General features: G+C 70.3%; 16 protein-coding genes. 4 read left to right on the top strand and 12 right to left on the bottom strand.

The window, feature by feature from the left end:
- Positions 1–98: 98 nt before the first annotated feature.
- The 7 genes from IEZ09_RS32450 to IEZ09_RS32420 form a co-directional block, all read right to left on the bottom strand.
- Positions 99–551: a MarR family winged helix-turn-helix transcriptional regulator gene (locus tag IEZ09_RS32450; protein WP_189257617.1), complete on the bottom strand. Its 453-nt coding sequence runs from the start codon at positions 549–551 to the stop codon at positions 99–101.
- Between the two features lie 45 nt (positions 552–596).
- Complete coding sequence (locus IEZ09_RS32445; protein ID WP_229813151.1) at positions 597–1,211, bottom strand: nucleotidyltransferase family protein; 615 nt, start codon at positions 1,209–1,211, stop codon at positions 597–599.
- Positions 1,208–1,717: a regulatory protein RecX gene (locus tag IEZ09_RS32440; RefSeq protein ID WP_189257616.1), complete on the bottom strand. Its 510-nt coding sequence runs from the start codon at positions 1,715–1,717 to the stop codon at positions 1,208–1,210. Before IEZ09_RS32440 ends, IEZ09_RS32445 begins: the two co-directional genes overlap by 4 nt.
- A 13-nt stretch (positions 1,718–1,730) precedes the next feature.
- Positions 1,731–2,777 (bottom strand): recombinase RecA, encoded by a 1,047-nt coding sequence (gene recA / locus IEZ09_RS32435; RefSeq protein ID WP_189257615.1) that lies wholly within the window; start codon positions 2,775–2,777, stop codon positions 1,731–1,733.
- 146 nt (positions 2,778–2,923) lie between these two features.
- Positions 2,924–3,118 (bottom strand): DUF3046 domain-containing protein, encoded by a 195-nt coding sequence (locus IEZ09_RS32430; RefSeq protein WP_189257614.1) that lies wholly within the window; start codon positions 3,116–3,118, stop codon positions 2,924–2,926.
- Positions 3,119–3,127: 9 nt separating this feature from the next.
- Complete coding sequence (locus tag IEZ09_RS32425) at positions 3,128–4,378, bottom strand: MFS transporter (RefSeq protein WP_189257613.1); 1,251 nt, start codon at positions 4,376–4,378, stop codon at positions 3,128–3,130.
- Positions 4,379–4,431: 53 nt separating this feature from the next.
- Entirely contained in the window at positions 4,432–6,276 is a 1,845-nt protein-coding gene (locus IEZ09_RS32420) for an Hsp70 family protein (RefSeq protein ID WP_189257612.1), read from the bottom strand.
- A 109-nt stretch (positions 6,277–6,385) separates the two neighbouring features.
- Here IEZ09_RS32420 and IEZ09_RS32415 point away from each other — a divergent pair, with 109 nt between their 5' ends.
- The gene (locus IEZ09_RS32415; RefSeq protein WP_189257611.1) at positions 6,386–10,930 is read left to right on the top strand and encodes an ATP-dependent helicase; all 4,545 of its coding nucleotides are present in this window, start codon (positions 6,386–6,388) and stop codon (positions 10,928–10,930) included.
- On the opposite strand, the gene IEZ09_RS32410 is transcribed toward IEZ09_RS32415, so the two are convergent.
- On the bottom strand, positions 10,931–11,917 hold the full coding sequence (locus IEZ09_RS32410; protein WP_189257610.1) for a 1-aminocyclopropane-1-carboxylate deaminase: 987 nt from the start codon (positions 11,915–11,917) through the stop codon (positions 10,931–10,933).
- On the bottom strand, positions 11,914–12,549 hold the full coding sequence (locus IEZ09_RS32405; RefSeq protein WP_189257609.1) for a GntR family transcriptional regulator: 636 nt from the start codon (positions 12,547–12,549) through the stop codon (positions 11,914–11,916). Before IEZ09_RS32405 ends, IEZ09_RS32410 begins: the two co-directional genes overlap by 4 nt.
- Positions 12,550–12,600: 51 nt before the next feature.
- On the opposite strand from IEZ09_RS32405, the gene def reads away from it, so the two are divergent.
- Complete coding sequence (gene def, locus IEZ09_RS32400) at positions 12,601–13,113, top strand: peptide deformylase (protein ID WP_189257608.1); 513 nt, start codon at positions 12,601–12,603, stop codon at positions 13,111–13,113.
- Here the strand turns inward: def and IEZ09_RS32395 are convergent.
- Both IEZ09_RS32395 and IEZ09_RS32390 read right to left on the bottom strand, forming a co-directional pair.
- On the bottom strand, positions 13,110–13,670 hold the full coding sequence (locus tag IEZ09_RS32395; protein ID WP_189257607.1) for a GNAT family N-acetyltransferase: 561 nt from the start codon (positions 13,668–13,670) through the stop codon (positions 13,110–13,112). The two genes, def and IEZ09_RS32395, sit on opposite strands and share 4 nt — an antisense overlap.
- A complete protein-coding gene (locus IEZ09_RS32390) occupies positions 13,667–14,155 on the bottom strand; it encodes a YbaK/EbsC family protein (RefSeq protein WP_189257606.1) in 489 nt (162 codons plus the stop codon). Before IEZ09_RS32390 ends, IEZ09_RS32395 begins: the two co-directional genes overlap by 4 nt.
- Positions 14,156–14,358: 203 nt before the next feature.
- Between IEZ09_RS32390 and IEZ09_RS32385 the strand changes: the two genes are divergently transcribed.
- Both IEZ09_RS32385 and IEZ09_RS32380 read left to right on the top strand, forming a co-directional pair.
- Positions 14,359–14,763 (top strand): SAV_6107 family HEPN domain-containing protein, encoded by a 405-nt coding sequence (locus tag IEZ09_RS32385; protein WP_189257605.1) that lies wholly within the window; start codon positions 14,359–14,361, stop codon positions 14,761–14,763.
- Entirely contained in the window at positions 14,760–15,506 is a 747-nt protein-coding gene (locus tag IEZ09_RS32380) for a maleylpyruvate isomerase N-terminal domain-containing protein (RefSeq protein ID WP_229813150.1), read from the top strand. Before IEZ09_RS32385 ends, IEZ09_RS32380 begins: the two co-directional genes overlap by 4 nt.
- Here IEZ09_RS32380 and IEZ09_RS32375 read toward each other — a convergent pair.
- Positions 15,483–17,048: an alkaline phosphatase D family protein gene (locus tag IEZ09_RS32375; RefSeq protein WP_189257604.1), complete on the bottom strand. Its 1,566-nt coding sequence runs from the start codon at positions 17,046–17,048 to the stop codon at positions 15,483–15,485. The genes IEZ09_RS32380 and IEZ09_RS32375 overlap by 24 nt on opposite strands.
- Between the last annotated feature and the right edge of the window lie 14 nt (positions 17,049–17,062).

Genomic DNA, 17,062 nt, shown 5'->3' with positions numbered 1-17,062 from the left:
TCGTCGAGCACCGCGGTGGCGGTGCATCGTGCTCGATTAGGTCGTGCACGATGTAAGTTACCCGGCGAGATACCTCGCGCGCGATGTGTTTCAGGCCACTAGCGCTCGGCGCCGTGCTTGACCCGGTGCAGGGCCTTGCGCAGGACGGCGATCTCCTCGTTGGTCATGCCGAGTGCCTCGCCCAGGCGGTTGGTCATCTCGGCACCGATCCACCGCAGGTCACGACCCTTGTCGGTGAGCTGGACGAGCACCGACCGCTCGTCGTCGGGATGCGTGACGCGGACCAGCAGGCCGCTCTTCTCGAGCCGTTTGATCAACGGCGACAGCGTGCTGTACTCGAGGTCGAGCTCGTGGACGAGCTCCCGGATCGGCCGTGAGTCCCGCTCCCACAGCAGGAGCATCACCAGGAACTGCGGGTAGGTGATGCCGGCCTTGTCCAAGATCGGGCGGTAGAAGCCCGTGACCGCCCGCGACGTCGTGTACAGGTCGAAGCAGAGCAGGTCGGCGACCGTGGGCGTGGCGGCGGACGGCGCGTCGGGAGTGGTGCTCACGGGTTTCAGGCTACTCGGGACGAACCGGTCGAGCGGCGAGATCGGTCACGGGGCGCCGGGCCAGGCAAGCACGGTCAGCTCAGGCCACTGTTCGCGCCAGCGGCGGGCTTTCGCCTCGTAGACCTCGCGGGGAGCGAGCACCGGGTTGGGGCGGACGACGAGGTTGAACACGTCGGCGAGACCGTGCGGGGCGTAGATGCGCCACCGGCCCTCGCGGTCGGTGCGGATGCCGAGACAACACGTTGTGGCCGCGAAGGAGTCGATCGCCGCTTCCGTGGACGGGTAGGGCTCGCAGGGAACACCGAAGCGGTCCTCGTACCAGAGGTGCACGCGCGCCTCGTTGCGGATCTCGACGACGACGGGCAAGTCGCCGAAGGCGTGCGCACCCGCCTTGATGACCTCGTTCTCGGCGTCCCAACCGAGATCGGAGTCGTCGAAGTAGAACAGGTCGTAGTCCCTGATGCCGTCGGCCGGTGGCCGGCCGGTGACCACGTTCCACACGGTCTGGACCAGACACCCTGCGGTCAGGTACCACCCCGGAAGGCCGAGCCGCGCGGCGCGGGCCAGGACCTCCATCACCAGGTCGTTGCGCGCGAGGGTCGCTCGGAGGGCGTCGACCTGGGCGTCCAGCGGAAGCCGGCCGATCGGCACCGGCCTCACGACCAGGGCTCGTCCAGCGCCGACGCCTCGTCGCCGGCCGCACGCAGCTCGTCACGCACCACCCGGTACGCGAGCCCCTCCGCGTAACCCTTGCGCGCCAACGCCCCCACGAGCCGGCGGATCTTCGCCGTCTCGTCCACACCGGACATCGTGCGCAGGCGTTTGCGGACCAGCTCGCGCGCCTTCTCCTCCTCGGCCTCGCCGTCGACCGCGGCCACCGCCTCGGCCACCAGCTCGTCGGCCACGCCCTTGCGGCGCAACTCCATGGCGAGGGCACGACGGCCCAGGCCGCTGTAGTTGTGCCGCGACTGCACCCACATCTCGGCGAACTGGGCGTCGTCGATCAGACCGGCACGGTCGAACTTGCCGAGCACGGTCTCGGCCACGCCGGGGCTGATTCCCTTGCGCAGCAACGCTTCGTTCAGCTCGTGCCGGGATCGGGCGCGAGCGGTGAGCAGCGCGTAGCAGATGTCGCGTGCTTTGCGCTGCTCCTCAGCCTCGTCCAACCTCTGCTACCTCTTAGAACTCGACCGGCGCGGCGGGAGCCGACTCGTCGGCGTCGAGGGTGGCGCCGATGCCGAGCTTGTCCTTGATGCGCTTCTCGATCTCGTTGGCGATGTCCGGGTTGTCGCGCAGGAACTTCCGCGCGTTCTCCTTGCCCTGGCCGAGCTGGTCGCCCTCGTAGGTGTACCAGGCACCGGACTTGCGCAGGATGCCCTGGTCGACGCCCATGTCGATGAGCGAGCCCTCACGCGAGACGCCCTGGCCGTAGAGGATGTCGAACTCGGCCTGCTTGAAGGGCGGCGCGACCTTGTTCTTCACGACCTTGACCCTGGTGCGGTTGCCGACGGGCTCGCCGCCGTCCTTCAGGGTCTCGATGCGGCGGACGTCGAGGCGCACGGAGGCGTAGAACTTCAGCGCCTTACCACCGGTCGTGGTCTCCGGGGAGCCGAACATCACGCCGATCTTCTCGCGCAGCTGGTTGATGAAGATCGCGGTGGTGCCGGACGCGTTGAGCGCACCGGTGATCTTGCGCAGCGCCTGGCTCATCAGGCGGGCCTGCAGACCGACGTGGTTGTCGCCCATCTCGCCCTCGATCTCGGCGCGCGGCACGAGCGCGGCGACCGAGTCGATGACCAGGATGTCGAGCGCGCCGGAGCGGACCAGCATGTCCGCGATCTCGAGCGCCTGCTCACCGGTGTCGGGCTGGGACACCAGCAGCGCGTCGGTGTCGACGCCCAGCTTCTTCGCGTACTCGGGGTCGAGCGCGTGCTCCGCGTCGATGAACGCCGCGATGCCACCGTTCTTCTGCGCGTTCGCCACGGCGTGCAGCGCCACCGTCGTCTTACCGGAGGACTCAGGACCGTAGATCTCGACGACGCGCCCCTTCGGCAGACCACCGATGCCGAGCGCCACGTCCAGGGCGATCGCGCCGGTCGGGATGACCTCGATCGGGGCGCGGCCCTCTTCGCCGAGGCGCATCACGGAGCCCTTGCCGAACTGCTTGTCGATCTGCGCCAGGGCCAGCTCGAGCGCCTTGTCCCGGTCGGGTGCTGCGGGTGCCATCTTGGGTCCACCTTTTGTCGTCTGCCGTTGCTTCGTCATGTTGGACCTGACGCTACTGGCGGGGTCTGACAATTTTGCGAAGCCGGGGTCGGGGCCACTCTAGCCGAACACGTGTTCGAGCACACGCGACACTCCGAACAGCCAGCTCAGCGACGATTTTCGGGAACTTCGAACGCGTCGCAGACCGCGATCCAGACCTCCTTGGCGCCGATCCCCGCCTCCAGCGCCTGGTCGGCGGTGCGGCCGCCGAGCGAGGACAGCACGTGGTCGCGGGCGATCATCTCGGCCCTGACCTGGCCGAACTCCCCTGCCATGAGTTTGCGGAACATCGTGATGCGCACCGGAAGACACTAACGAACGGGCCTGCGCAGCGATGCGAAGAGGCACACGATCAGCAACGGCAGCGCGGTGAACCCGACGATCAGTCCGAGCACGCCGTACGACCACGCCGTCACGACGATCCCGGACACGGCGCCACCAACGGCTCCGCCGACGTTCATCAGCAGATCGGACAGTCCCTGCGCGGCCGGCCTGTCCTCGACCCGCACCGACTCGGTCAGCAGCGCGGACCCCGACACCAGCCCCGCCGACCAGCCGAAGCCGAGCAGCGCGAGACCCGCGCCGAGCTGCGGAGCGTCGTGCGACGGCGCCATCCCCGCGATCCCGGACGCCGCCACCACCAGCGACGCGCCGATCGCGAGCACCGGCACACGTCCCAGCCGGTCCGCCATCCACCCGAACAACGGACTCGCGGCGTACATCGCGGCGACGTGCAGGCTGATCACCACACCGACCACGCGCAACGACGACCCGGCGTGGTTCATGTGCACCGGCGTCATCGACATCAGCCCGACCATCGCCGTGTGGCACAACATCACTCCAACGAGTGCAAGTCGCGCCATCGGCCCGAGCGAGCCCCAGATCTTCAGGCCACCGGGCGTGCCCCCGCCGGAACAGTGCGGGGATTCAACCGGTCGGGTGCTCTTCACGACGGCCAACGGGTCCGGCCGCAGCCCGAACTGGATCACCAGCACCGCCGCGCCGAGCACGAGAGCGGCGAGCAGGAACGGTCCCACACCCACCGGCAGGCCCAGCGAAGCAGCCGTCCGGCCGGCGGGATCGGCGAGGTTGGGGCCGATGATCGCGCCGATCATCGCCGCCCACACCACACGGGAGAGCTCCCGCGCACGACGTTGCGGATCCGCCAGATCCGTTGCGGCATAACGGGCCGCGTAGTTCGCGCTGGACGCCCCTCCGAACAGAAGAAGCCCCACCAACAACATTTGCCACAACCCGGCGCTCACGGCGACAGCGGCGACCAACGCGCCGAGCGCGCCCATGCCGTAGCCGAGGATGAGCGCGGGACGACGTCCACGCCGCTGCGCGAGACGGGCACCGGGCAGGGCGAGCACCGCGGCACCGGCGACGGCCGCGGTCTGCGCGAACCCGCCGACGGCATCGGACCCGGACAACGACGCGGCGATCAACGTGCTGATCGCGAGGCCGATCGTCACCGCGGCCGACCCCAGGACCTGGGTGCCGGTCAGCACGCGAACGACCTTGCGCTGCACGCGTTCGACCTGCGGCGCGACGGTCACCATGATCGCGATGGTGGCACGCTCGGGCGGCGCGCCGACAGGTCCATCAGTGGCGCTTACTCACCCGGTTGAACGGACTTCTCGAAGAAGTCGGCGATTTCGTCCGGCTTGAGCTCGTCGGCGTTCTCCTCGGCGGTCTTGGTGAGGATGCCGAACATGGGGCGGCCCTTGGCGGTGAACACCAGCACGCCGGTGCCGCTCGACGTCGCCGCGCGGTAGTTGCCCTCCAGGCCGTTGCCGGTCCAGTCGGCCTCGACGCGGTCGGTCTGGAACGACTTCGCGATGGCGGCGGCGTTGTTCTCCGCGCCGGTGACGCTGTCGGTGAGGATGTACTGGACCGCGTAGCCGTCGCGGATCGTGCAGCTCACGACCGTGCCCTTGATCTCCTCCATGCCGGTGATCTGCGCGGAGTCGGCCTTCTCGCAGCCGCCGCCGTCGGGCACGTGGCCCGCGAGCTGGCGCAGGCACCTCGTGAAGCCCTGGCCGTCCCGGGCCGTGTCGTCCTTGCACTCGTCCGCGCTGGGCAGGTCCGGTCCGGAGAACGCGAACACGGCGCCGATGACCACGGCCAGCGCCACCACCGCGCCGCCGATGCCGAGGAGGACCTTCTTGTTGTCCTTCTTCGGCGCCTGCTGCGGGAAGTTCATCGGGTAGCTGCCGCTGACGTTCGGGTTCACCGGGTACGGCGACGTCAGCTGGTAGGTGCCGCTCGCCGAGTACGGCCCGCTCACGTTCGGGTTCGGGTACGAGCCGCTGATCACCGGGTTCGGGCCGCTGACGTTCGGGTTCACCTGGTGCGGGCCGCTCACGGCCGGGCTGACCGGCGTCGTCACGACCGTGGGCGGTTCGACGAACTTGGGCTTGTCGTCCTCGGGCTTCAGCGTGATCGTCGCGCGGTCCACGACCAGCGCGCCGGACGCGACGATCGTCTCCGGGTGGTCGGGGTTGGTCGGGACGATGCCGACCTTCTCCGCGATGACCTGCGCGACCAGCGGCATCCGGCAGGAGCCGCCGACGAGGTAGACGTGCTCGGGCGTGACGCCCGCCTTGTGCACGGTGGAGATGAGGAGCTCGGCGCTGCGGATCAGGCTCGGCCGGATCAGCGCCTCCAGCTCGGCACGCGTGACGACGACCTTCTCGAACGGCTCGGGCATCATCACCTCGACCTGAGGCACCTCGGAGAGGTCCTCCTTGGCGAGGCGCAGCTCCTCGCGCAGGCCGAGGCGGGCGCGGTGGTCGTCCACGGTGACCGGGCGCAGCAGCCGCTGCCAGCCGGCCGGGTCCTTGTGGGAGACCGAGCGGCCGATGTGCTCGAGCAGCGCCTGGTCGACGTCGAGACCGCCGACGTCGCTGAGGCTGCCGTCGGCGAGGATGCGGTGCTCGGAGTCGAGCACGGAGACGTCGAACGTGTCGGCGCCGAAGTCGTAGACGGCGAGCGGGCGGCCGCCGCCGAGCGACGCCACCGCGATGGCCTCGGGAACCGGCACGAGCTCACCGGTCATGCCCGCGAGCCTGGCCGAGGACAGCAGCTTGTTGCGCCTGGTGGGGCCCCATTCGGCGGGGTGCGTCAGCCGGATCTCGTCGAGCTGGCCGCCACCGAGAAGCGGCGTGACGGCCTCCATCACGCGCGCGTAGATGGCCGCGATCGCGTCGTTGACCGGCACGGTCGTCTCGCCGAGCTTGATCGTCACCTCGTCGATGTGACGCTTGGGGTTCGGCTCGTAGCGCGACGGGTCCTGGCGCGAACGCCGCTCCGCCTCTCTGCCGACGTGCAGGGTGCCGTCCTCGTCGAGGTAGACGGACGAAGGCATGGTGGGCCCTCCGTCCAGATCCACCACACCGTGGTCGGACAGCACCGCAACCGTGTTGGCGGTGCCCAGGTCGACGGACAGGACGCGCACCGTGCTCCCCTCGAAAGACGTACGGGGTGATCGTGCCACAGCGGCCTTCGGCGGGTGCCCGGACCTGCGCAATCAGAAATTGTCAGACCCCGGCGTCATGATGGTCGCCATGGACGTGATGAAGGCATTCTCACCGGCGACCAGGCAGTGGTTCGCCGGAGCCTTCGCCGCGCCCACCCAGGCGCAGACAGGTGCGTGGGCGGCCGCGGCGGCGGGCGAACACGCGCTGGTCATCGCCCCGACGGGCTCGGGCAAGACGCTGGCCGCGTTCCTGTGGGCACTGGACCGGCTCGCTTCTTCTCCGACGCCCGCGGAGCCGAAACGACGGTGCCGGGTGCTTTACGTGTCGCCGCTGAAAGCGCTGGCGGTCGACGTCGAGCGAAATCTGCGCGCGCCCCTGGCGGGCATCCGGCAGGCCGCGCACCGGCTGAACCTCACCGAGCCGTCGATCACCGTGGGCATGAGGACGGGCGACACCTCTCCGGAGGAACGGCGGGCGTTCGGGCGCACTCCTCCTGACGTGCTGGTGACGACACCGGAGTCGTTGTTCCTGCTGCTCACGTCGTCGGCCCGCGAGTCGTTGCGCGGCGTGGAGACGGTGATCGTCGACGAGGTGCACGCGGTGGCGGGCACCAAACGCGGCGCGCACCTGGCGTTGTCACTCGAACGGCTGGACGCGCTGCTGGACAAGCCCGCTCAGCGCATCGGCCTCTCCGCGACGGTGCGTCCGGTCGAGGAGATCAGCACCTTCCTCGCCGGCGGGCGTCCGGTGGCGGTGGTGCAGCCGAAGACCCCCAAGACCATCCAGGTCGAGGTGGAGGTGCCGGTCGAGGACATGTCGCTGCTCGGCCAGCCGACGGGTGAGGTGTCGGGCTCGGCGGCCGGGGCGGAGCAACGCACCTCCATCTGGCCGTCGGTCGAGGCACGGGTGCTCGAACTGGTGCGGGCACACCGGTCGACGATCGTCTTCGCGAACTCGCGGCGGCTCGCGGAACGGCTGACCGCGCGCCTCAACGAGCTCGCGGAGGAAGCGGCGGAGCTGGAGTCGTTCCCGGCCGAGGCGATCGGCCAGTCGGGGCTGACGGTCCAGAAGACGGCGTCCGTGGCCCGTGCGCACCACGGGTCGATGTCGCGTGAGCAACGCACCGCGGTCGAGGAGGACCTCAAGTCGGGCCGGCTGCCGTGCGTGGTGGCGACGTCGTCGCTGGAGCTCGGCATCGACATGGGCTCGGTCGACCTGGTGGTGCAGGTCGAGGCGCCGCCGTCGGTCGCCTCCGGGCTGCAGCGCGTCGGTCGCGCGGGGCACCAGGTGGGCGCGGTGTCGCGGGGCGTGATGTTCCCGAAGTTCCGCGGCGACCTGGTGTCGTGCGCGGTGGTGGCGGAACGGATGCAGAACGGCGCGATCGAGGCCGTGAAGTTCCCGCGCAACCCGCTGGACGTGCTGGCACAGCACATCGTCGCGATGGTGGCGATGGAGACGTGGACGGTGCAGGACCTGACGGCGCTGGTGCGGCGGGCGGCACCGTTCGCGGGCCTGCCCGACTCGGCGCTGCACGCCGTGCTGGACATGCTGTCGGGCCGCTACCCCTCCGAGGAGTTCGGTGAGCTGCGGCCGCGGATCACCTGGGACCGGGTGAACTCCGAGCTGCGCGGCCGGCCGGGGTCTCAGCGCCTGGCCGTCACGTCCGGCGGCACGATCCCGGACCGAGGGCTGTTCGCGGTGATGACGCCACCGTCGGAGAACGGTCCCGGCTCACGCGTCGGCGAGCTCGACGAGGAGATGGTGTACGAGTCGCGCGTCGGCGACACGTTCCTGCTGGGCACGTCGTCGTGGCGGGTCGAGGACATCACCCACGATCGGGTGATTGTCGTGCCCGCGCCGGGACAGCCCGCGCGGATGCCGTTCTGGAAGGGCGACGCGCCGGGCCGCCCGCTGGAACTGGGCCGGGCGATGGGCAAGTTCCTCCGCGAAGTGTCCACGATGGAGGATTCGGCCGCGCGCGAACGAGCGGCGAGTGCCGGTCTCGACGAGTGGGCGACGGACAACCTGCTCGCGTACCTGGGCGAGCAGCGGGAGGCGACGCGGCACGTCCCGAACGACAGAACCGTTCTGGTGGAACGGTTCCGCGACGAGCTGGGCGACTGGCGGCTCGTGGTGCACTCGCCGTTCGGTGCCCAGGTCAACGCGCCGTGGGCCCTCGCGATCGCGGCTCGGCTGCGCGAACGCCGTGGTGTCGAGGTGCAGGCGGCGCACTCCGACGACGGCATCGTGCTGCGGCTGCCCGATGCCCTGGACCACGAGGGCATGGAAGTCACCGCGGGCGCCGAGGACGTGTTGCTCGATCCCGACGAGGTCGAGCAGATCGTCGTGGCCGAGGTGGGCGGTTCGGCGTTGTTCGCGGCCCGGTTCCGCGAGTGCGCCGCCCGGTCGCTGCTGCTTCCCCGCCGTGATCCGAAACGACGGACTCCGTTGTGGCAGCAGCGGCAGCGCTCGGCGCAGCTGCTGTCGGTGGCGGCGAAGTACGAGCGGTTCCCGGTGGTGCTGGAGGCGATGCGCGAGTGCCTGCAGGACGTCTACGACGTGCCTGGCCTGCGCGAGCTGATGTCGGACGTCCGCGCGCGCCGGGTCCGCGTGGTCGAGGTGGAGACGCCGTCGCCGTCGCCGTTCGCCCGCAGCCTGCTCTTCGGCTACGTGGGCATGTTCCTCTACGAGCTGGACGCTCCTCTGGCGGAACGCCGTGCGGCGGCGCTGTCGCTGGACTCGACGCTGCTCGCGGAGCTGCTCGGTTCGGAGGCGATCCGCGAGCTGCTCGACCAGGAGGTCGTGGCCGAGGTCGAACGCAGCCTGCAACGCCTGACCGAGGACCGCCGCCCGCGCCACGCCGAGGACGCCGCGGACCTGTTGCGGTTCCTGGGAGATCTCTCCGACGCCGAGGCTCTCGAGCGCGGCGTGCCGCGCGAGTGGCTGGACGAGCTGGTGTCCGCGCGCCGGGCCATTCGCGTCCGGATCGCCGGTGAGGAACGCACGATCGCGATCGAGGACGCGGGCCGTGTCCGCGACGCGCTCGGTGTCGCCTTGCCCGTCGGCGTTCCGGAGGCGTTCACCGAACCGGTGGCCGATCCGCTGGGCGACCTGCTGAGCCGCTACGCCCGCACCCACGGTCCGTTCGCCGCCGCGGAACCCGCGGCGCGCTTCGGCCTGGGCGTGGCCGTGGTGACGGGTGTGCTGGAACGGATGGCCGCCACGGGCAGGTTGGTGCGCGGTGAGCTCCGGCCCGGCGGCACCCACACCGAGTACTGCGACGCGGACGTGCTCCGCCGCCTGCGCCGTGCGTCGCTGGCCCGGCTGCGTTCGGAGGTGGAGCCGGTCGAACCGGCGGCGCTGGGCCGGTTCCTGCCGGCGTGGCACGGCCTGGGCCGGCGGCTGCGGTCGGCGCCGACGGTCGACGACGTGTTCTCGGTGGTGGAACAGCTCGCGGGAGCACCACTTCCCGCGAGTGCGCTGGAATCCCTGCTGCTGCCGTCCCGGCTGCCGGGCTACTACCCGGCGTTGCTGGACGAGCTGACCGCGTCCGGCGAGGTGACGTGGACCGGTTGCGGCGCTTTGGCCGGTGGCGACGGCTGGATCGCGCTGGCCCCGATGGATGTGGCGGACCTGCTGCTGCCGGATCTGGTGCCGGAGGCAATCCCGGAGTCGCCGCTGCACACGGCGGTGCTGGAGGCCCTGTCCGGTGGAGCACTGTTCTTCCGGCAGGTGGTCGATCGCGTCTCGCTGTCCGTGGAGTGCACGGACAGCGAGGTCGTCGGCGCGCTGTGGGATCTGGTGTGGGCAGGTCTGATCACCAACGACACGTTGTCCCCGCTGCGGGCGTTGGTGTCCGGTGGCGGCGCGGCCCACAAGCCTCGCCGCAGCGCTCCGCGAGGTCGCTACGCACGGCTGCGTGCCGCGCGTCCGGACATGCCGTCGCGGACGGGTCCGCCGACAGCCGCGGGCCGCTGGTCGCTCGCGGTGAGCCCGGCGGAGGACCCGACTCGCCGGGCGCACGCCCGAGCCGAGGCGTTCCTGGAACGCCACGGCGTGCTGACCCGCGGTGCCCTCGACACCGAACGGGTGACCGGTGGGTTCAGCGGCGTCTACAAGGTGCTGCGGGCGATGGAGGAGTCGGGTCAGGTGATCCGCGGCTACGTCGTCGAGGGGCTGGGTGCCGCCCAGTTCGCGGCACGGGGCGCGGTGGACCGGCTGCGGGCGTTGTCGCGTCCACCGGGGCAACCGGCGCAGACCGACCAGGCGGCTGTGGTGCTCGCCGCGGCCGATCCGGCCCAGCCGTACGGTGCCGCGCTGCCGTGGCCGGACCCGTTGGGCGAGGGCAAACACCGTCCGGCGCGCAAGGCCGGTGCGTTGGCGGTGCTGGTCGACGGCAGTCCGGCGCTGTACGTCGAGCGGGGTGGCAAGTCCCTGCTCTCGTTCACCGACGACGATCCGACACTGCGCACCGCCGCGAACGCCCTGAGCCGGGCGGTCCGCGACGGCTGGCTGGGTCAGCTGGCCGTTCAGCGGGCCGACGGCGAGGTGGCGCTGACCTCGCACCTCGCGACGGTGCTGCAGGAAGCGGGTTTCCGCGCGACGCCGAAGGGACTCCGGTTGAGAGCTTGATCAGGCCGGGAAGAGCGAGCTGTAGGCGTTCAGCGCCGGTTGGCCGCCGAGGTGGGCGTAGAGGACCGTGGAGTCGCGGTCGATCTCGCCGGACGACACGAGGTGGATGAGGCCTGCCAGCGACTTCCCCTCGTAGACGGGGTCGGTGATCATGCCTTCGAGGCGGGCGCCGAGCCGCATGGCGTCCACAGTGGACTCGTCGGCGATGCCGTAGGTGCCGGCGTGGAAGCGGTCGTCGAGGAGGATGTCCTCTTCGGACACCGTGACCTCGCGGAGCTTGGCGGTGTTGTGGGCGATGCGGGTGATCTGCTCGAGGGTCTCGGCGGGTTTGGCGGACGCGTCGATGCCCAGCACGCGGCGGTTGGTGTCGTTTGCGAAACCGGCGACCATGCCCGCCTGGGTGCTGCCGGTGACCGAGCAGACGATGATGGTGTCGAAGAAGACGCCGAGCTGGGCTTCCTGCTGGCGGACCTCGTCGGCCCAGCTCGCGAAGCCCATGCCGCCCAACGGGTGGTCGGAGGCGCCGGCCGGGATCGGGTAGGGCTTGCCGCCGGATGCGCGGACGTCCTCGATGGCCTGTTCCCAGGCGGGTTTGATGCCGATGCCGAACTCGGCGTTCACCAGGCGGACGTCGGCTCCCATCATGCGGCTGAGCAGGATGTTGCCGACCCGGTCACTGCCGACGTCGGTCCAGTCGACCCAGCTTTCCTGCACCAGCACGGCTTTCAGGCCCGCGCGCGCTGCGGCGGCCGCGACCTGGCGGGTGTGGTTGGACTGGATGCCGCCGATCGACACGAGGGTGTCGCAGCCGGTGGCCAGTGCGTCGGCGACGAGGTACTCGAGTTTGCGGGTCTTGTTGCCGCCGTAGGCGAGACCGGAGTTGCAGTCCTCGCGCTTCGCCCAGACCGACGCGCCGCCGAGGTGCGCGGACAGGCGGTCCAGGCGGTGGACCGGTGAGGGGCCGAAGAGGAGCGGGAACCTGTTCACAGTTCCTCCCGCAGCGTGTTCCAGTTCTTGTCGACCAGGGTGGAGGCCAGCGCGTAGTCGCCCTGCTCGCACGCTTCGATGATCTGGTCGTGCTGGGTCACGGAGTGGCGGGCGTTCGGCGAGGAGAAGCGGCTGTGCTCGAGCCTGCGGATCAGCGGGGTGTAGCGCTCGATGGTCGCGGCGATCGCGAAGTTGTTGCAACGGTGGACGGCCACCGCGTGGAACTCGTCGTCGGCGGCCAGCGCGGCGTCGGCGTCGTTGACGTCGAGCGCCTTCTTGAAGGCCTTGTTCGCGGCGCGCATGGCGGCGATGTCCTCGGCCGTGATCGATCCCGACTGCACGATCATGCCGGTGGCGAGGGAGTGCATCGACTGCACGACGACGAGAGCGTCGAGCACCGGCTCCGCTTCCAGTGCGGTGACCCGGGTGTACGCGTGCGGCTTGGTCTCGACGAGGCCCTCGTCGGCCAGCGTGGCGAGCGCCTCGCGCACCGGGGTGCGGGAGAGGCCGAGCTTCTCCGCCAGTTCGACGTCCTTGATGGCGGTGCCCGGCTGGAGGTCGCCGCGCACGATCGCCGACCTGATCTCAGCCGCCGCCCGCTCCTTCAGCGACCCATATCCAATATATTGCATATTGGTGAGAGTAGGGCTGCGGCCAGGTGATCGCAACCTAGGCTGGAAGGCATGGCAGTACGCGATATCCGATACTTCGGCGACCCCGTGCTGATGAGCCGCGCCGACCCGGTGACGCGGTTCGACCGCAACCTCGAAGCGTTGATCGCCGACCTGCTCGACACCGTCAAGCCGGACGGGCGGGCGGGACTCGCGGCGCCGCAGATCGGCGTGGGGTTGCGGGCGTTCAGCTACGACGTTCCGAGCGAGAACGGCCGTCTGCTCGGATACGTGATCAACCCGGAGATCGTCGAGCTGTCCGAGGAGACCCAGGACGACGACGAGGGATGCCTGTCGGTGCCAGGGCTCTGGTACCCGACGCGACGTGCGCGGGAGGCCGTCGTGCGCGGCGTGGATCTGCGCAACGAGCCCGTGGTCGTGCGCGGGACCGGCCTGCTGGCGCGATGCCTGCAGCACGAGACCGATCATCTCGACGGGAAGCTGTACCTGTCCCGGCTCACTCCCGAACTGCGGCGCAAGGCGTTGCGCGCGGCACGGGAGTCGGAGTGGTTCTGGGCGAGCTAGAGGGGCAGCGCCCGGCCGAGCACCGCGAACGGTCGCGGGTCGCCGGTGAACTGGTAGTGCCGCAGCACGTCCACGAATCCGACGCGCCGGTAGAGCTTCCACGCCTTGCTCGGGCCTTCGGGCGTGGACAGCAGCACGCGGGACGACGACACGCCCTCCAGGAGGCGCCGCAACAGGTCTTCACCCAGGCCGCGGCCCTGCGCGCGCGGCAGCACGTGCAGCTCGGTCAGCTCGAAGTAGTCGGTGAGCCAGTGCTCGACGACGGCAGGCGACGAGACGGCCATCAGCCCGCGCCGCACCTGTTCGTGCCACCACTGCCCGGCGGCGCCGCGGTAGCCGTAGCCGATGCCGACGAGCTCGTCCTGCTCCCCCAGCGCCACGACGCAGCGCCAGTCCTCGCGCATCATGTGCGCGAGCCACATCGGAGCGCGCTGCTCGACGGTGCCGGGCGGGTAGTTCATCGCGGTCACGTACAGCGCGAGCGCTTCGCCCAGCCGGACGTTCAGCTCGGAAGCGGTCATCTCGACGATGCGCTCCAGCCGCGGCGACGCCGTCATGACGACACCACCGCCACGCGCCCGCCCGTCAGCGCCACCAGATCGGCGAAGGTCGTGGGGTACACGGCGTGCGGATGGCCCGCGGCCGCCCAGATCTCCTCGTAGCCGGACAACGCCTCGTCCACCACCGTCTCGATCGGCGCGGGGTGCCCGACCGGCGACACTCCGCCGATCACCTGGCCCGTGTGCTCGCGCACGAATTCCGGGTCGGCGCGCTTCACCGCGTCCGCGCCGACGAGCTGGGCGACCAGCGCCGTGTCCGCCCGGTGCGCACCCGAGGTCAGCACCAGCAGCGGGGCCGCCACGCCGTCGCGCACAGCGGCGAAGAGCAGGCTGTTCGCGATCGCGCCCACCTGCACGCCCACCGCCTCGGCAGCGGCCGCCGCGGTCCGCACGGCGTCCGGCAGCACGACGATGCGTTCGGCGGTGGCGGGTGGCAGGGCTTCCGCGACCTTGCGGATTCCGGGGTGTTCGAGCGCACTCACGTAACCATCAGACCACGACTGGCCACCACGTGGTGGGCCGGGTTGAGGAATCCATCGGCCGGGAGCTACGCTGGGAGCGACTCGAACATGTGTTCGAGTCTCACCATGCCTCGGAGGTGGGGTGGGGGAAGCACCCCACCTCCGAGAGCCGCCGGCTTCCCCTCGGCGGAGACGTCGTTCACCGACGCCACGAGGAGGCCGAGATGACTGCCATCGACTTCCCCCTCCCCCTGCCGCCCGCATCCGCGCTGGCGCTGCTGCAGCAGGCCCGCGACTCGCTCGCCGAGTCGGAGCGCACGCCGGAGCCACCGGAGCGGTTCGCCACCGCCTACCTCGCCGCGTTGCGTGCCGCCGCCGCGGTGCTCGCGTTGCGGGGACGGCCCCATCGCGGACGTTCGAAGCCGACCAGCGCGTGGGTGCTGCTCGCCGCGATCGCGCCGGAAATGCAGGAGTGGGCCGCTTTCTTCGCGTCGTGGTCGTCGACGCGTGCCGCGGTGCTCGCGGGCATCACACGGCACGTCACCGCGCGCACGGCCGACGACCTGGTGCGTCAGACAGATCAGTTCGTGTCTCTCGTCGACCGCGTCATGAACGAGGCGAGTCGGTGAACTCTCTCGAAGTGTTGCGTCGTGAGGCCGAACTGCTCGCCATGTCCGCGATCGGCCAGCCACCGCACAAGGGTGTGCCCGCGTGTCCAGGACTCAATCTCGGCGAGACCGTGCGGCACGTCGGCAGCGGTTACCGCATCGCGCTGGAGTGGATCAGGCTCGGCCGCAAGCCCGAAACCGGGGAATGGCAGGAGTTTCCCGCGGACGGCGAGGACCCGTTGGACTTCATGCGTTCGGGTGCGGAAGCCGTGCTGGAGGAACTGGGCGCGCACGAGGAGACCGAGCCGTGCGCGACTTGGTGGCCGGTGCAGCAGAACTACGGGTTCTGGCGGCGGCGGCTCGCGCACGAGACCACGTTGCACCGCATGGACGTCCAGGGCGCCGCGGGGATGCAGGTCGGTGCCGTCACCGACGAGGTGGCGATCGACGGTGTCGACGAGGTGCTCACGTTGTGGTTGGGGCACAAGCTGGACGTGCTCGGGGTGCGGGGGTCGCGGGACGCGCTGGTCGCCGTGCGCGTGGGCGACGACGTGTGGCTCACGCGGTGCGGTCCGCACGGCGCGTCGGCGTGGCGCGTCGTCGACCCGGAGGACGCCCACCTCGCCGACGCACAGGTGTCGGCGCCCCCGATGACGATGTACCGCTGGCTGTGGGGACGACTGCCGGACCGGATGGTCGAGGTGATCGGCGACCACGACGCGATCGCACAGCTGTGGGCGCTACTGCGGCTCGCGACCAAGTAGCACCGACGCCGTCTCTGCGCCCGTTGCCGACAACAGCCGGTAGCGGGCGCGGCGGCCGTCGAACTCCAGCAGTGCCACGGAGTTCCCGAAGTGCGGTCCGCTGGTCTTGCGCCAGTGCACCAGGTCCTTCGGCACGCCGGCGAGGGTCGCGAGCCCGCGGAACACCCACGCGGCGATGCGGGACCACGACAGCCGGAAGATCGGCAGGAACACGCTCGGCGGCTCGTTGTGCACGGGCGAGCAGACGAGCTGCGTGACGGTCGCCTTGGTGGGCGTGGGGAACTCTGCCTCGGCGACGTAGCTGTGGTGGACGTCGCCGGAGAGGACGGAAACCGTTGCGGCGCCGTTGTTCGCGGCCTTCTCGATCATGCGGGTGAGCCGGTCGAACGACTCGCGGAACGCCGGCCAGTGCTCGAGGTCGGCCGCCTGCCTGATCTTCTCGGCGGCCCGGCCCTGCCAGCCCTTCTTGCGCGCGCCGATCTCGTTGAGGGACTGGAAGTGGCTGAGCGAGTGCGGCATCAGCCAGGGCAGCGACGTGCCGATCAGCAGGTGGTCGTAGTCACCTTCGGCGTTGCGCTCGAGCCACTCGAACTCCTCGTCGCTGACCATCTTCCGCATGCCGTTGCCGAGGATGCGGCCGCAGCGCGTGTCGATCATGAGCAGCCTGGTGCGGCCGAAGTCGCGGCGGTAGCTCCACCACGTGGCCTTGCGGCCTGAGGTTTCCTTGTCCGCTTCCTCCGCGAACTCCTCCAGCAGCGGCAGCACGTCCGTGTCCTGGGCCTTCACCTTGGCGTACAAGGGATCCCTGGCGAGCTCGTCCGGGCCGAGGTTGCCGAGGTGCTGGTACACCCAGTACGAGGAGATGGCGCCGCGGATCCTGTCGCGCCACCACGGTTTGCCTTCCATCTCCTTGCGCCACACGGCCGACGTGTTCCAGTCGTCGCGCACGTCGTGGTCGTCGAAGATCATCGACGTCGGAACGACCGACAGCAGCCAGCGAATCTCCGGATCGCCCCAGGTCTCGTGGTAGAGATGGGCGTACTCGGCGAAGTGCACGACCTCGCCATCGGGTTCCCGCGTGCCGTGACGGTGGTCGCGCAGCCACTGCTTGGTGGCCTCGGTGGGTTCGTCGGCGTAGACCTGGTCTCCCAACAGGATCAGCGCCTGTGGCCACTCCTGCTCGGGAACGCTCATGAGCCGTTGCGCGAACGCGTCGAGGGCGTCGGGCCCGACCGGCTGGCCCGGCGCGGCGCGGCACGACCCGAAGGCGATCCGGCGGACCTCGCCGGTGCGGATGACCGGTTTCGGGAACCCGCTGCCGGGTTCCGGCCAGACGGCCTCGTGGTTCAGCCGGACGTCGTACTCCGTGCGCGGCCCCAGGTTCTCCAGTCTGACCAGGGCGAAGTGCTGCTCACCGACCTGGAACGTGCGCGCGGTGTGCCCCGCGATCGTGACCTCGCAGGAGGCGTCCGTCTCGACCCACACGGTCGCGGACGTCTCGTTCACATGCCTGAGGAGCGGTCCGAGCACCAGCTTCGCCACGCGCGAGACAGTAC

The sequence above is a fragment of the Lentzea flava genome (assembly GCF_014648475.1).
Classification (GTDB): Bacteria; Actinomycetota; Actinomycetes; order Mycobacteriales; family Pseudonocardiaceae; genus Lentzea; species Lentzea flava.
The sequence above is the reverse complement of the archived record's forward strand: the minus strand, read 5'-3'. Positions and strand labels throughout refer to the sequence as shown.